Origin of the sequence: Apibacter sp. B3935 (assembly GCF_009827705.1) — a bacterium.
Classification (GTDB): Bacteria; Bacteroidota; Bacteroidia; order Flavobacteriales; family Weeksellaceae; genus Apibacter.
Genome location: NZ_WINL01000001.1, coordinates 510,692 through 525,021, shown reverse-complemented (window position 1 = coordinate 525,021; position 14,330 = coordinate 510,692). Strand labels below are relative to the sequence as shown.

The 14,330-nt window shown below is 33.5% G+C and carries 16 protein-coding genes; 13 read left to right on the top strand and 3 right to left on the bottom strand.

The window, feature by feature from the left end; genetic code table 11:
* The first annotated feature begins 4 nt into the window (after nucleotides 1-4).
* On the top strand, nucleotides 5-529 hold the full coding sequence (gene idi / locus GFV00_RS02240; protein ID WP_160556441.1) for an isopentenyl-diphosphate Delta-isomerase: 525 nt from the start codon (nucleotides 5-7) through the stop codon (nucleotides 527-529).
* A 19-nt stretch (nucleotides 530-548) separates the two neighbouring features.
* On the top strand, nucleotides 549-959 hold the full coding sequence (locus GFV00_RS02235; protein WP_160556443.1) for a secondary thiamine-phosphate synthase enzyme YjbQ: 411 nt from the start codon (nucleotides 549-551) through the stop codon (nucleotides 957-959).
* 46 nt (nucleotides 960-1,005) lie between these two features.
* Here GFV00_RS02235 and GFV00_RS02230 read toward each other — a convergent pair whose 3' ends face one another.
* From GFV00_RS02230 to GFV00_RS02220, 3 genes are read right to left on the bottom strand one after another with little or no spacing between them, the layout of a single operon-like run.
* Nucleotides 1,006-2,244, bottom strand: a complete 1,239-nt coding sequence (locus tag GFV00_RS02230; protein WP_160556445.1) for a hypothetical protein — start codon at nucleotides 2,242-2,244, stop codon at nucleotides 1,006-1,008.
* 11 nt (nucleotides 2,245-2,255) lie between these two features.
* Nucleotides 2,256-2,975 carry an iron-sulfur cluster repair di-iron protein gene (gene ric / locus GFV00_RS02225; protein ID WP_160556447.1) on the bottom strand — a complete coding sequence of 240 codons (720 nt, stop codon included), beginning with the start codon at nucleotides 2,973-2,975 and terminating at the stop codon, nucleotides 2,256-2,258.
* 7 nt (nucleotides 2,976-2,982) lie between these two features.
* Nucleotides 2,983-3,423 (bottom strand): Rrf2 family transcriptional regulator, encoded by a 441-nt coding sequence (locus GFV00_RS02220; protein WP_160556449.1) that lies wholly within the window; start codon nucleotides 3,421-3,423, stop codon nucleotides 2,983-2,985.
* A 363-nt stretch (nucleotides 3,424-3,786) separates the two neighbouring features.
* Here GFV00_RS02220 and GFV00_RS02215 point away from each other — a divergent pair, with 363 nt between their 5' ends.
* The 11 genes from GFV00_RS02215 to GFV00_RS02165 are packed head-to-tail and all read left to right on the top strand — an operon-like array spanning nucleotide 3,787 to nucleotide 14,328.
* Complete coding sequence (locus GFV00_RS02215; protein ID WP_160562682.1) at nucleotides 3,787-4,176, top strand: Rrf2 family transcriptional regulator; 390 nt, start codon at nucleotides 3,787-3,789, stop codon at nucleotides 4,174-4,176.
* A gap of 48 nt (nucleotides 4,177-4,224) precedes the next feature.
* A complete protein-coding gene (locus GFV00_RS02210) occupies nucleotides 4,225-5,700 on the top strand; it encodes a nitrate/nitrite transporter (protein WP_160556453.1) in 1,476 nt (491 codons plus the stop codon).
* A 34-nt stretch (nucleotides 5,701-5,734) separates the two neighbouring features.
* Nucleotides 5,735-7,090, top strand: a complete 1,356-nt coding sequence (locus GFV00_RS02205; RefSeq protein WP_160542294.1) for an MFS transporter — start codon at nucleotides 5,735-5,737, stop codon at nucleotides 7,088-7,090.
* A 16-nt stretch (nucleotides 7,091-7,106) separates the two neighbouring features.
* Nucleotides 7,107-8,162, top strand: a complete 1,056-nt coding sequence (locus GFV00_RS02200) for a respiratory nitrate reductase subunit gamma (protein WP_160542293.1) — start codon at nucleotides 7,107-7,109, stop codon at nucleotides 8,160-8,162.
* Nucleotides 8,163-8,208: 46 nt separating this feature from the next.
* Nucleotides 8,209-10,431, top strand: a complete 2,223-nt coding sequence (locus tag GFV00_RS02195; RefSeq protein WP_160556454.1) for a molybdopterin oxidoreductase family protein — start codon at nucleotides 8,209-8,211, stop codon at nucleotides 10,429-10,431.
* A gap of 10 nt (nucleotides 10,432-10,441) precedes the next feature.
* The gene (locus tag GFV00_RS02190) at nucleotides 10,442-11,011 is read left to right on the top strand and encodes a 4Fe-4S dicluster domain-containing protein (RefSeq protein WP_105297390.1); all 570 of its coding nucleotides are present in this window, start codon (nucleotides 10,442-10,444) and stop codon (nucleotides 11,009-11,011) included.
* Between the two features lie 14 nt (nucleotides 11,012-11,025).
* Nucleotides 11,026-11,532, top strand: a complete 507-nt coding sequence (locus GFV00_RS02185) for a Rieske (2Fe-2S) protein (RefSeq protein ID WP_160556455.1) — start codon at nucleotides 11,026-11,028, stop codon at nucleotides 11,530-11,532.
* 4 nt (nucleotides 11,533-11,536) lie between these two features.
* Nucleotides 11,537-11,809, top strand: coding sequence for a DUF6755 family protein (locus tag GFV00_RS02180; protein WP_105297392.1), 273 nt, complete (start codon nucleotides 11,537-11,539; stop codon nucleotides 11,807-11,809).
* The gene (gene moaA, locus GFV00_RS02175; protein WP_160556456.1) at nucleotides 11,802-12,785 is read left to right on the top strand and encodes a GTP 3',8-cyclase MoaA; all 984 of its coding nucleotides are present in this window, start codon (nucleotides 11,802-11,804) and stop codon (nucleotides 12,783-12,785) included. Before GFV00_RS02180 ends, moaA begins: the two co-directional genes overlap by 8 nt.
* Before the next feature lie 38 nt (nucleotides 12,786-12,823).
* On the top strand, nucleotides 12,824-14,017 hold the full coding sequence (locus GFV00_RS02170; protein WP_160556458.1) for a molybdopterin molybdotransferase MoeA: 1,194 nt from the start codon (nucleotides 12,824-12,826) through the stop codon (nucleotides 14,015-14,017).
* A complete protein-coding gene (locus GFV00_RS02165; RefSeq protein WP_160542289.1) occupies nucleotides 14,005-14,328 on the top strand; it encodes a winged helix-turn-helix domain-containing protein in 324 nt (107 codons plus the stop codon). Before GFV00_RS02170 ends, GFV00_RS02165 begins: the two co-directional genes overlap by 13 nt.
* Nucleotides 14,329-14,330 lie beyond the last annotated feature (2 nt).

Sequence of the window (14,330 nt, the reverse complement as noted above, 5' to 3'; positions counted from 1 at the left end):
AAAGATGACAGAATACGTAGTTTTAGTGAATGAGAAAGATGAGATAGTAGGTGAAATGGAAAAGCAAGAAGCCCATATAAAAGGTGAATTGCATCGAGCATTTTCAATATTTATTTTCAATAAAAAAAAGGAACTTTTAATTCAACAAAGAGCAAAAATAAAATATCATTCCTCTTTGAAATGGACCAATACTTGTTGCAGCCATCCTAGAATTGGTGAAAGTTATATGGATGGAGCGCATCGGAGACTTAAAGAAGAATTAGGATTTGATTGTGAATTGCACAAAAAGTTCGATTTTATTTATAAAGCAGAGGTAGGGGACGGGCTTATTGAACATGAATATGATTATGTTTTCATAGGCCAATACGACGGAGAAATAGTTATCAATCCTTTGGAAGTAGAATCGATAAAGTGGATAAACTTAACCGATTTAAAAAAAGATATTGATTTACATCCCTCTAATTACACTGAATGGTTTAAGATTATATTCGACAAATATGAAAAATATATTGAACATTTCACCGGTTAATTTTTAAACATTAAATCCGATGGTATCTCAAATAGAAATTGTGCTGAAAGAACGAGCCAGAGGCTTTCATTTAATCACGAATGAAATAATCAATAAATTACCGCCCCTTCCTCTGGTCGGAATACTCCATCTTTTTATTAAGCATACATCTGCAGGCTTAGCCATCAATGAAAATGCCGATCCCGATGTCAGATTCGATTTAGAAAATATTTTTAATCATCTAGTTAAAGAAGGAGAACCTTACTATACCCATATTTATGAAGGGGAAGATGATATGCCTTCCCATGCTAAATCCATACTTTCAGGAACGAGTGTATCGATACCAATAACCAATGGAAAACTTAATCTAGGAACTTGGCAGGGTTTATATTTATGTGAATTTAGAAATAGAGGAGGAAATAGAAAACTAGTTGCTACTATACTAAGTTAATTCTGCCTTTTTTAACCCCTTTTTTAATTTTTAATTATTCAATACTTTACTGGATTTGGCTATTGCTTTTTAAAGAAAGATTAGCTTGATATAAATACATCAAATATAATCCAAAACTTAAAGGAAATAACAAGCTGATCCAGGACAAAATACAAGAATAATAAGGAATTGAACCTTTATCTAAATAAATGTAAAATCCCTGTATAAATAATAAACCTTCCGAAATAAAGAAGAAAAGTAAGAAAAAGAAAGTACCGATCTGTATAAGATTATTTCTGCAGTTAATCCATTGACTTTGTATCAAGAGTAAAACAACAGCTAAAGTTGTATACATTCCAAGAACTTCCAAATGAATAAATCCTATACGTAAATTTTTAATTTCATGAGATAATTGAGCCATTTCCGGTACTAAAAGAAACAGTTGGAGAACGTTTTTTGCAACAAAGGAAATTACAAAACAACCATATAAAAGAGATAGGATATAATCATTTGCCTTACTAATTTTTACAATAAAAGGATGAATATACTTTAGATACAATACTAAAGCGGCAATGTTACAAAGAATCCCTAAAGAGTATACAAAATAAATATAAATCGAATGAAAATACCACCTAAGAGGTAAGCCAAATGTTAAAAGTATACCTCCTAAAATCAAAATATAAAAATACCTGGCAATTTTAGGCGGAATCCTTAAAGATTTTATTGAAACCAAACGTAATAATAAAGCCAAAGAGCCCAATAAAAACCAACCGTTGATTTGGAAATGTAGATAAAATTGTATGCAAATAGAATACAATACAGAGTTCTTACCTAATGTTCCCATTGTAATCCCCAGTCCCCAAATTCCAAAAGAAGATATGAGCATACAAGTTAATGCAGATCTAAGAAAAATAGAATTCAAATCATTCTCAAGAGAAAGATTCTTAAAAGTTATAAAGCAGAAATAATAAGAACATAAAATATGTATAACGGAAAACAAAATAGAAAACAAGCCATAACCTTGAATCGGAAAGCTCAATAACATTCCCAAAATAGTTAATTGAGTAATCCAAAATAAGGAAGAATAGGAGGATAAATTTTTTTTATTTTGAGGGATAAAATACAAATAGATTAATACATAATATATTTGATACAATCCTCCCAACATAGCAATATGAGAATGAGTATGTAAAAAATTACTATACGGAAAACGTATCTCATAGTATTGAAATATCCTAAGTAAAAATCCCAGAACTCCGGCAACAAATACATTTAAAAAGCTTACAAAAATCCACTTTTTAATCATCGTTTCTATTCTCAGTTCAAAGAAGATTCCAATTGTATAGCTTTTGGAAACAAAATATTATTTTCCAAATGAATATGTTTGTGTAAATTTTGCTCAAATTCATCCAGCATAGCAAAAGATACACGATATGTATTGCAAGCCTCCATGGGAGGAGTATAATTTTGAGTTAATTCGCTAATTCTTTTAAATCGTTCACCTTCAATGTCATGATCGTGCTTCATCATCTCAATAGGATTTTGGACAGTACCAAAATGAGGAGTTACAAAGGGTAAATTTTTATTTTTAGCTTCATTCAATTGACGAATAAAAGGAAATAAAATTCTTTCCTCCTTTTGTATATGTGCTTGTAAATCGTTTACAGAGGCTTCAAATAAATGATAAACTTCCACTAATTCGGGATGCCTAAAACCATGAACTTTCTGTACTTTATTTAAAAACTTTAACAATGAGGGGCTTTTTTCACGAATATATTGATGATGGATTTTTTCAATATAATCTGCCAATAAATCCAGCGGCCAAGATTTAAAATCAATGTTTTCCTCGCGAACAGCTATTGCTTCATTGAGTTGATCGGTTAATTCTTTGATATCAATTGATTTTTTATCACAAGCTTGTTCGATGGTTCTGTCTCCTTTACAACAAAAATCGATACCGTATTTTGAGAAAACGGAAGCTGTTTGATAATTTTCAGCTACAATTTCTCCAATAGTTGCATTCCAATTATGTTCCATATTATAATTAATTTGTTATTTTTAAAAAAGTTAAACCGGAAATTACATCCGTAATCATATCTTCAATACTGATTGATTGGAGAGTATCCTGTAATTGATTCCGAATAGCCTTAAATTTATGGTGAGCAGGGCAAGGGTGATTCTCCGAGCATTTGGGTAATCCCAATGCACATCCCGTAAAAATTGAATCTCCATCAATAGCCGATACAATGTCGTATATTTTAATTTCCGATAAAGAATCAATAGGAATACTAAACCCACCCGAAGGTCCTTTATGGGAAATAATTATATGATGCCTAACTAAAGTTTGTAAGATTTTAGCGGTAAACGCCTCCGGAGAATTAATTTCTGCAGAAATATCTTTCAAACCCGGTTTATTTCCTTTAAAAGATTGGGCACCAACAAATATCGTCGCTCTAATTGCATATTCACAGCTCTTCGAAAACAATTTCAAGATATTTAAATTGTGCCAAAGGTATAAAAAAAATAATAAAGGACAAAAATATCTTTTATTGTATAGAAAATTATCAATATTTATATGGGATAAAAATGCTTGATTTACAGAATAATAAATTAAATTAAGGTAAATTTTTATATGTAAATTGTAAAATAAGTATAAAATATTAATACCTATATCTTAAAAAAACATAATAAAATTAAATGGTATATTAAGTTAAGAAATTGAAAATGAATCAGTTATTTATAATCTTTTTAAATATTGAAGATAATAGGATATAAAAGTCTTATTATAATTTTTAAATTTGTATATTTGTAGAAATAAAACTATGTTTAATTTCTGCATTAGAAAATAATGTTTTCAAAAACAAGTGAATACGCAATTAAAATTATGATATATCTAAGTGCTAACAGTACAATAGATAATTTGCGTCAAGTCAAAGAGGTAAGTGAAGCATTAGGCACTCCCGGGCCATTTACTGCTAAAATTTTGCAGCAATTGGTTAAAGCGGGTTTATTGTTTTCAATGAAAGGTAAAAATGGCGGGTTCACTTTAAGCAGAGAACTGGGGGAAATCAAGATTTCTGATATAGTTATAGCGGTAGACGGAGAAAAATCTATAAATCGATGCCTTTTAGGTTTAAAAGATTGTTCTTCAGAATACCCTTGTCCTTTACATCATAAATTTTATAAAATTAAGGACGATTTTAAAAAATATGTTTTGGATTCAACCTTAGAAGTCTAACAATTAACTATTATACAACTATTAACTATTATTAAACTACTTTATTAAATGAGCACTAAATTACTTCAATCTCACAAAATACTTTTTTTAAATACATTAGCCTTTACGGTTTGCTTTGCCTGTTGGACACTCAATGGTGTTTTAGTAACTTACTTAGTAGATAAAGGCATATTTGATTTTTCTGTGGTAGAAACGGGATGGCTGTTGGGAATTCCTGTTTTAACAGGGTCACTTTTACGACTACCTATCGGAATTTTAACGGATAAATTCGGCGGTAAATATGTATTTGCAGGTTTACTTTTGTTTTGTTCCATTCCTTTATTTTTACTGCCTATGGCCAAATCCTTTTGGGTATTTGCTTTATTAAGCTTTTTGTTTGGATTTGTAGGAACAAGCTTTGCTATAGGAGTAGGGTATACCTCTGTTTGGTATCCTAAAGAATGGCAAGGAAGAGCCCTGGGGATTTTTGGAATGGGAAATGCAGGAGCAGCTTTAACCACTTTTTTTGCACCGACTCTTTTAAACTATTTTTCAAAAAATGATCCCGATAACGGATGGAAAATGCTTCCGATAACTTATGCAACAGTGTTGTTGGTTATAGGAATTTTATTCCTACTATTTGCCAAAAATAAAAAACCGGCCGGAGATGCCAGAAATTTGAATCAAATGTTATCTCCATTAAAAAAAGGGAGAGTATGGCGTTTCGGTTTGTATTATTTATTAGTATTCGGTTTTTTTGTAGCTTATTCTCAATGGTTGGTTCCCAATTTCATGAACGTTTATGGAACGTCTCTAGTAGTAGCAGGAATGTTTGCTTCTTACTTTAGTCTTCCTTCAGGAGTAATAAGAGCCTTTGGGGGATATCTTTCAGATAAATTTGGAGCAAGGAAAGTTATGTATTGGGTATTAGGCTCTTCTGTCGCATTAAGTTTCTTATTAATGTTCCCTAAAATGGATATTTATACGGATGGACAAGGAGTTTCTGCAGCCAAAAAAGGAATAGTAACTAAAGTTACGGCAAATAGCGTAACTGTTGATACTAAAGAATATGTAATTAAAGAAAAAGAAGATAGAGCAGATAAGAAAAAAGATATATTTCCAACTAAAGAATCTTGGCAAGAAATTGTTGTAAAAGAAAACCAGCAGGTTAATAAAAAAGATTTATTAGCTAAAGGAATTACTGAAATCAGTTTTGATGCAAATATGTGGGTTTATTTAGTATTGGTAATATGTATAGGAATTTCTTGGGGAATAGGAAAAGCAGCTGTTTACAAACATATACCTGAATATTTTCCTAATGAAGTTGGAGTGGTAGGAGGCATGGTAGGCCTTATCGGTGGACTGGGAGGATTCATCGGACCAATTATTTTTGGATATTTTCTTAATTATACAGGATTGTGGACCAGTTCTTGGATATTAATATTTATTATTTCATTAACCTGTCTAATTTGTATGCACAGAGTTATATTAAAAATGACTCGTGAGAAAATGCCTGAAATTTATAATGATATAGAAAAAAAATAAAAGAATCAAATTATAACTTAAAATAAATTCAAATATGGGTACATGGCTAAAAGAATGGAAGCCTGAAGACAATAATTTTTGGGAATCTACAGGTAAGAAAATAGCTTGGAGAACATTGACAATAACTACAATATCCCTAACACTATCATTTATCGTATGGTATTTAATGAGTGGTATTGTAACTAAACTTCCGGGTATTGGTTTTAACTTTACTGAAAAAGAGCTATTCTGGTTAGCTTCACTTCCCGGATTAGCAGCCGGAACTTTACGTATTGTCCATACTTTCTTAATCCCAATTTACGGGACAAGACATACCGTTACATTTTCTACCTTAATAAAATTAATACCGGTAATCGGTATAGCTTTAGCAGTAATGAATCCCGAAACTCCATTTTGGGTATTTGCTGTATTGGCTTTTACAATGGGATTCGGAGGTGGAGACTTTTCATCTTTTATGCCTTCAACCAATATGTTTTTCCCGGCTCGTTTAAAAGGAACAGCTTTAGGAGTACAAGCAGGTATTGGTAATTTTGGAGTAAGTATCGTACAATTTTTAACTCCGGCTTTACTGGGAGTAGCCATTGTTGGAGCTCCGGAAATTTTAAAAACTACCGATCCAATTACTCATGAAGTAACGACTAAACCGATTTATCTACAAAGCCCGGCTTTAATATATGCACCAATACTAATAATAATGACTTTAGTTTGTTGGTTTGGCTTACGAAGCATCCCTTTAAAATCATCATTTAAAGAACAATTAGGGATTTTCAAAATCAAACATACTTGGTTTTGTACAATTACCTATTTTATGACATTCGGAACTTTCTCCGGACTTGCAGCAGCATTTCCGTTAATGATAAAATCATTATATGGAGACTTTCCGGGAGCTCCGGATCCGTTAAAATATGCATTTTATGGTCCATTAATCGGTTCTGCCAGTAGAGTAGCTTTTGGATTCGTTGCAGATAGAGTAGGAGGAGCCGTATTAACAACAATTACAGGTCTAGGATTTGCCGGTTGTATTGCAGTTATGATTACTATGGGATTGGTAGCACCGACTTCCATAGATCAATTTCCTTTATTCTTAGCTATGATGTTAACCATATTCTTTTTCTCTGGAATGGGAAATGCGGGAACTTTTAGACAATTTCCTATCATTTTCAAAGATAACCCGGTACATTCTGCAGGAGTAATAGGGTGGACAGCAGCTATCGCAGCCTACGGACCGTTTATATTTTCAATGATTATTGGAGCTGAATTACAATCATCTAAAGCTTCAGGATTGAAAAGTGTAAATTCTTTTTTTTGGGGAATACTTATATTTTCACTTTTAGCAACTGCTATAAATTGGTATTACTATCAAAGAAAAGGAGCTGAAAGACCAAGCTAAATAAATCATAAAAATTATGTTTAAATCATTTAGTACACTTAATAAACCGGCATTGTTAAAAGCAACTATTGCTACACTCTTAATTATTGCCTTAGTTTTTATAGGTTCGCGCAATCTTCAAAATTTTGACGCCGCATTAATAGCCTATTTATTTGGAGCTGTCTTTTGTGTATTTGGAGTAACCTATCGTTATTCCATTTGGTTACAACGTCCGCCAACTAAAATGTATTGGAGACGTTCTTGGCAGTTTTTTTTCAGTAAGCATTTTATCGCTTATGCAATAAGAGGGCTTAAATTATTTTGTCAAAATATACTTTTTCAAAAATTTATATACCCGAGAGGTCGAACCCGATGGATAGGACATTTTATGTTAGCCACCGGTTGTTTGATCGCATTTTGTATAACTTTTCCGCTAACTTTCGGTTGGATACATTTTACCTTAGAATCAGGTTCAATGTCCACCTATGAAGCTCATATGTTTGGTTTTAAAGTAATGGATTTTCAATTAGGATCTTTCTTTGCTTTTTTAGTATTTCATGCCTTGGTTTGGTGTTCAATTCTAGTTATCATCGGTTCAATTATGATGATGAAAAGAAGGCTTACAAACGGAGGCTTAATAGCTACGCAAACATTTGACGGAGATTGGTTACCGCTTCTTTTGTTGATAGCCATATCATTAACAGGAATAGGAATTGTTTTCGACTATACCTATTTGGACGGAAAAACCAATCAATTCATGTCAGTTTCTCACGCGGTTACTGTGATATTATTTTTAGTATGGATGCCGTTTGGAAAATTTTTCCACATATTTCAACGTCCGGCGCAACTAGGTGCCAATATATATAAAACAGAAGGTATAAGACAAGGTATGGCGGTGTGTCCTCACACCAAAGAGGAATTTGCTACCAAAATGCACGTTAATGACCTTAAAACTGTTACCAAAGAATTGGGATTTGACTTTACCTTAGAAGACGGTAGCAGTCATTTAGACTATAGCCCGGAAGGAAAACGATCAGCCCTTGCAATCGCTCACCTCAAAGCTAGAAAAGAATCCGGTAGTTTCTTCGGATAAAAAATAGAAACTATAGTAATTATAATGATAAAATAAAATTAATTATATGGCTAAATTACCTGTAGATGGAGATAAAATTATAGAGCAATTTGGACCTCATAAAAATTATACACCAAAAGAAGGTTTCAAAGGAATTTCAGATCCAGATAAACTTGTAAAAACACATTGTTGTTTTTGCGGAATGCAATGTGGTATTCAGCTAAAAGTAAAAGATAATAAAGTAATCGGATTCGAACCTTGGAAAGAGTTTCCTTTTAATGAAGGAAGACTTTGTCCGAAAGGAGTTCAGCGTTATCTACAAGATAATCATCCGGATCGATTACTTCATCCGATGCAAAGGGTTGAAAACGAAGGTTTTAAACCTATTTCTTGGGATGATTCATTTGACAAGATAATTTCAGAAATTCATAGAATTCAAGGGGAATATGGAAACAATGCCTTTGCTATGCTTTCAGGAGTTTCGCTAACCAATGAAAAGAGTTACATGATCGGTAAATTTGCTCGTGTAGCTTTAAAAACAGCTAATTTAGACTACAACGGAAGACTTTGTATGGTTAGTGCCGGTGCAGGAAATAAAAAAGCATTCGGAATGGACCGATCTTCCAACAGTTGGGCAGATTTGAAACATGCGGAAGTTATCATGGTAGCCGGAGCAAATGTGAGTGAAACGTTTCCTACTTTAACTTATCGACTTTGGGAAGCCAGAGATAACGGTGCAAAGTTAGTGGTAGTCGATCCAAGAGTCACCCCGTTTGCTAGAACTGCAGACTTACATTTAGATTTACGTCCGGGTACAGACTCTGCTTTATACGGAGCTATACTTAAAATCTTATTTGACAACGATTGGGTAGACCATGAATTTATAGAAAAACACACTTCAGGTTTAGAAGAAACTTTACAGTCAATTCAAGATCATACGGTAGAATGGGCTGAAGAGGTAACCGGTGTTTCAGCAGATAAAATACGCAAAGCAGCCGAAATATGGGGTAAAGCCAAAACCAGCTTCTTATTACATGCCAGAGGAATCGAGCAACATTCCAAAGGGGTAGATAATGTAGTTGGATGCATTAATTTAGTGTTGGCAACCGGAAGACTTGGAAAACCTTATTGTGGTTATGGTACCATAACAGGTCAAGGAAACGGACAAGGAGGTAGAGAGCACGGACACAAATGTGATCAACTTCCTGGAAACAGAGATATTGAAAATCCTGAAGACAGAAAAGTAGTTTCCGAAATATGGGGTATCGATGAAAAAGATTTACCGCACAAAGGATACAGTGCTTGGGAAATTATTGAGGCAATCCATAGAGGAGAAATCAAAGGACTTATATCCATTTGCTTTAATCCTTTAGTTTCTTTACCTAATAATAATTACGTACGTTCTGCCTTAGAAAAATTAGAATTCTATGTAGCCATAGACTTCTTTTTAAGTGAAACCGCACGTTATGCCGATTTAGTTTTGGCAGGATCCCTGCAGGAAGAAGAAGAAGGTACGGTTACCACAGCAGAAGGAAGGGTAGTTCGTGTGCGTCAATGTGTAACCCCTCCGGGAGATGCCAGAACCGATACCAGTATTATTTTGGAATTAGCCAGAAGGTTAGGAGTAGAATCTTATTTCCCGTATAAAAACAGCGAAGAAATTTTCAATGAATTGAGAATAGCTTCCAGAAACAGTAGAGCTGATTATTATGGAATAACTTACGATCGAATTGAAAAAGAAATGGGAGTTTTTTGGCCTTGTCCCGAAATAGGACATCCGGGTACTCCTAGGCTTTGGGAAGATTATAAATTTAAAACACCTGATGGAAAAGCACATTTCAATCCGGCCCCTTATCGCTTATCTTCAGAAATGACCGATGAAGAATATCCGATTATTTTAACTACAGGACGGGTTGTTTCTCAATATCTAAGCGGTACGCAAACCAGAAGGATCGGAAAATTGGTAGACCAATATCCTGAACCTTTATTAGAAATACATCCTAATCTTGCACAAAAATACGGTATACAAGATAGTGATTTAATTCGAGTAGTAACTCGAAGAGGAGAAATGATAGTTCCTGCCAATGTTGTAGAAACCATCAGAGAAGATACCGTATTTATACCGTATCACTGGGGAGGAAAACATTCGGTGAATCAATTAACAATATCAACTTTAGATGCTGTTTCCAAAATGCCCGAATTTAAAGTATGTGCATGTAAATTAATTAATACAGGTAAAAAATTATCAAAAGAAGAAGAATCCAAAGCATTCCAAAGTTCAATTGGATAAATTAGAAAATATGGTAAGTACAGAATATAATAAAAATGTAGGCTTTTTCGTGGACATGCAAAGGTGCATTGGATGTCATGCATGTGAAATGGCGTGTGCTGAGTGTGAAACTAACGGACAGGACAGTATGATCAATATCCATTATGTTGATCGTAAACATACCATACAAACCACTGTACAGGTTTGTATGCATTGCGATGATCCCGTTTGTGCTAATGTTTGTCCGGCTGATGCCATAACCAAAGATACTTTCGGTGTGGTACATTCAGCAAATACTTCCCGTTGTATCGGATGTTCTAACTGCGTAATGGCTTGTCCATTCGGAGTACCTAAAAAAATGGAAGAAGCAGAACTAATGATGAAATGTAATATGTGTTACGACCGTACCAGTGCAGGACTAAAACCTATGTGCGCTACGGTTTGTCCAAGTGGAGCACTATTCTATGGAACTTTAGAAGAAATAGAAGCAAAACGTCCGAACAGTACACCGGTGAATAAGTTTATTTTTGGTAAACAAGAAGTAGTTACCAAAGTAAATATTATGATGCCAAAAGGAAGTACCGAGTTAAAAGTTCACTAATAATATTGAAGAAAATGTCAAAAAAAGATAAAGAGAAACCCATTTGGAAAACAGATTTTCCTATAAAGCAGGATGAAGCAACGCATGTTTCAAGAAGAGAATTTGCAAAGTTTTTATGCCTACTATCCGGTGGATTGGCTATAGGAAACGGTGCAATAGCTGCTAAATCTTTATTATTTCCTAAAAAAAGGCTGGATGAAGAATATTTTGTTTGTAACTCAACAGAAGTTCCTATTGGAAAGATGAAAGCCTTTGTAATTAATGAAAACCATAAAGTATCCTATATACTTATACATTTAGGTGAAGATAAATGGAGATGTTTTGAACAAAAATGCACTCATTTATCTTGTGCGGTATTATATGATCACGATCAAAATAAAATCGTTTGTCCTTGTCATAAAGGGTTTTTTAATCCTGAAACAGGAGAAGTACTGCAAGGTCCGCCGCCAAGACCCTTACCACAACTGTCTGTTGTAATAAGAGATGGAAAAGTATACGTAACAGATAAAGATAAAGCCTAAGAATATGAATAATTTCAAAGAAGTTCAAAATTCAGCAAATTCTAATAAAATTAATACATTAATGTCTGCAATTATTGTTATATTAATATTAATTTTAACCTTGCAGGTATGGATGATGTATGGAGCATTGAACAATGCGTTAGATGATAACCAGGCGTTTGCATGGGCAACATTTGGAGGTTCGGTTTTTCTTTTCTTCTCGGCTGTCTTTTTACTAAGATATTTACCGGAACCACCTAAAAATCTAAAAAAAGATCCGAATAATAAATATGAATAAACTAGTTGATAGTTATAATCGAATTCATAATTATTTGAGAATTTCTCTTACAGACAGTTGTAATTTCCGTTGCATTTACTGCATGCCCAATGAAAAAATGCAGTGTTTGCCTTACGGAAAATTAATGAGTCCGGAAGAAATTTTCAGCATAGCTAAAACGTTTACTAATTATCAAATAAATAAAATACGTCTTACCGGAGGAGAACCTTTGGTAAGACGTGATTTTGAAGAAATAGTTAAAAGGTTGTCTACTTTACCGGTAGAATTGAATTTAACAACCAACGGGGTGCTTTTACATAAGTATGCGGATTTATTAAAAGAGATAGGATTGCATACAGTAAATATCAGCATTGACAGTTTACAAGAAGAAAAATTTAAATTCCTTACAAAGCGTAATGCATTCTCTCAAGTTTGGGATAACATTCTACTTTTCGTAAACCGAGGTTTTCAGGTTAAGCTCAACACGGTACTTATGAAAAATGTTAATGATGACGAAATAAAAGATTTCATCTCGTTAACCAAAAATTTTCCAATACAAGTTCGTTTTATAGAATTTATGCCCTTTAATGGAAATCAATGGGAAAAAAATAAGGTTATTACTATGGACGAAATGTTGGATGAAATAGATTCTCATTTTATTTATGAGAAAATTCAGGATCACAACCACGATACAACCAAAAAATTTAAAGTTAAAGGATATGAAGGAACTTTTGCCTTTATAACAACCATGAGTCAACCTTTTTGTCAAGGATGTAATAGAATGAGAATTACTGCTGACGGAAAGATGAAAAATTGTCTCTTTGGAAAAGATGAATTTGATATTTTAGGAACCTTACGAAAAGGTGAAGATATTGAACCGCTCATACAATCTTTTCTAAAAAACAAACATAAAAAGATGGGAGGTCAATTTGAAAATTTTATAAAATTAAATCCCGAATATCTTAAAAACAGGAGTATGATTAAAATTGGCGGTTAACTTTTCTTTTCGATATGCTAAAAAAAACCTATTGAAACATGAATGAATTTATAACAGTATCTGAGGCGAGAACCCTTATTTCCAATGAAATATCTACTCAGTGTCCCATTCGTGAGAAGAATTTGAGCGATTCTTTGCATTCGTATATAGCTAAACCGATATATGCACCCATAGACGTACCGAATTTTACCAATTCAGCGATGGACGGATACGCTTTTTGTTATCAAGATTGGGTGGATAAAGACGAAATAACGGTTAAATACGTCATACAAGCGGGACAAACTGAATTGCCAACTCTAAAAAGAGGAGAAGCAGCTCGAATATTTACCGGAGCAATGATTCCGATCGGTGCAGATATAGTAGTCATGCAAGAAAAAGCAACCGTTGAAAATAATAAATTAATAGTTCAAAAAGGAGAATTTCAAAAAGGAGATAATATACGCCCCCTAGGTTCTCAAACAAAAAAGGGGGAATTAGTGGCAGCAGAAAACACATTGATTACACCGGGTGTTATAGGTATGTTAGCAGGTTTTGGAATTGAAAAGGTACACGTTTTTTCTTCACCTAAAATTGGGATTATTGTTACAGGGAATGAATTAGTTACGGCAGGAACACCTTTAAAAAAAGGACAAATATATGAGAGTAACTCAATTACGCTGCAATCTGCTTTAAAAGAAATGGATATTTCAGTTGAATTTATAGTAAAAGTTTCTGATGATAAAGAAAAAACATTTCATGAAATCCAAACAAGAACAGCAGAAGTTGATGTATTATTGCTTACAGGAGGTATTTCTGTAGGAGATTATGACTATGTAAAAGAAAGCTTAGAAAGAGCAGAGATACACCAACTTTTTTATAAAATTCAGCAAAAACCGGGTAAACCTTTGTATTTTGGTAAAAAAAATCAACATTATGTATTTGCCTTACCCGGTAATCCCGCATCCGTTTTAACGTGTTTTTATCAATATGTTCGTCCTTTCATAAAAGGATTGAAAGGGGAAAATCATATTTTTAATTCCTATGAAGATGCCCAGTTGCTAAATGACTTTAACAAAAAAAATAAACTCACTAATTTTTTAAAAGGGCATTTAAAAAATGGAGAGGTAAACATAACATCCTCTCAAGAATCCTATAAAATGAACTCATTCAGTAGCGCGAATTGTATAGTAGAAATATCGGGAGAGGAAAGAATGATCCGTCAAGGGGAAAAAGTTACAGTATGGAGAATTTAAAAATAGAAGGATTTATTTGGTTAGAAACCACCCACGGCTTAAAAATAGGCAGGGGACGGGCCGAACTATTGAACAGTATTGAGGAAACCGGATCTATAGCCGCTGCGGCCAGAGAAATCGGTATACCTTATAGAAAAGCATGGGGAATGGTAAGAGAAATGAACGAATATTCCAATACACCACTGGTTTTTAAAAATCTGGGAGGTAAAAATGGGGGAGGTGCTTTCTTGACTAAAGAAGGGAAAAAAATTGTGGAAGAATATAAAAAAATAAACGGACAGTTTAATTTGTTTAAAACCAAAACTTTATAACA

Coding starts and splice junctions, on each gene's coding strand:
- GFV00_RS02185 (WP_160556455.1), top strand. CDS start 11,026: ATGTCAAAAAAAGATAAAGAGAAACCCATTTGGAAAACAGATTTTCCT.
- GFV00_RS02200 (WP_160542293.1), top strand. CDS start 7,107: ATGTTTAAATCATTTAGTACACTTAATAAACCGGCATTGTTAAAAGCA.
- GFV00_RS02210 (WP_160556453.1), top strand. CDS start 4,225: ATGAGCACTAAATTACTTCAATCTCACAAAATACTTTTTTTAAATACA.
- GFV00_RS02215 (WP_160562682.1), top strand. CDS start 3,787: ATGTTTTCAAAAACAAGTGAATACGCAATTAAAATTATGATATATCTA.
- ric (WP_160556447.1), bottom strand. CDS start 2,975: ATGGAACATAATTGGAATGCAACTATTGGAGAAATTGTAGCTGAAAAT.
- GFV00_RS02170 (WP_160556458.1), top strand. CDS start 12,824: ATGAATGAATTTATAACAGTATCTGAGGCGAGAACCCTTATTTCCAAT.
- GFV00_RS02195 (WP_160556454.1), top strand. CDS start 8,209: ATGGCTAAATTACCTGTAGATGGAGATAAAATTATAGAGCAATTTGGA.
- moaA (WP_160556456.1), top strand. CDS start 11,802: ATGAATAAACTAGTTGATAGTTATAATCGAATTCATAATTATTTGAGA.
- GFV00_RS02205 (WP_160542294.1), top strand. CDS start 5,735: ATGGGTACATGGCTAAAAGAATGGAAGCCTGAAGACAATAATTTTTGG.
- GFV00_RS02190 (WP_105297390.1), top strand. CDS start 10,442: ATGGTAAGTACAGAATATAATAAAAATGTAGGCTTTTTCGTGGACATG.
- GFV00_RS02165 (WP_160542289.1), top strand. CDS start 14,005: ATGGAGAATTTAAAAATAGAAGGATTTATTTGGTTAGAAACCACCCAC.
- GFV00_RS02235 (WP_160556443.1), top strand. CDS start 549: ATGGTATCTCAAATAGAAATTGTGCTGAAAGAACGAGCCAGAGGCTTT.
- idi (WP_160556441.1), top strand. CDS start 5: ATGACAGAATACGTAGTTTTAGTGAATGAGAAAGATGAGATAGTAGGT.
- GFV00_RS02180 (WP_105297392.1), top strand. CDS start 11,537: ATGAATAATTTCAAAGAAGTTCAAAATTCAGCAAATTCTAATAAAATT.
- GFV00_RS02230 (WP_160556445.1), bottom strand. CDS start 2,244: ATGATTAAAAAGTGGATTTTTGTAAGCTTTTTAAATGTATTTGTTGCC.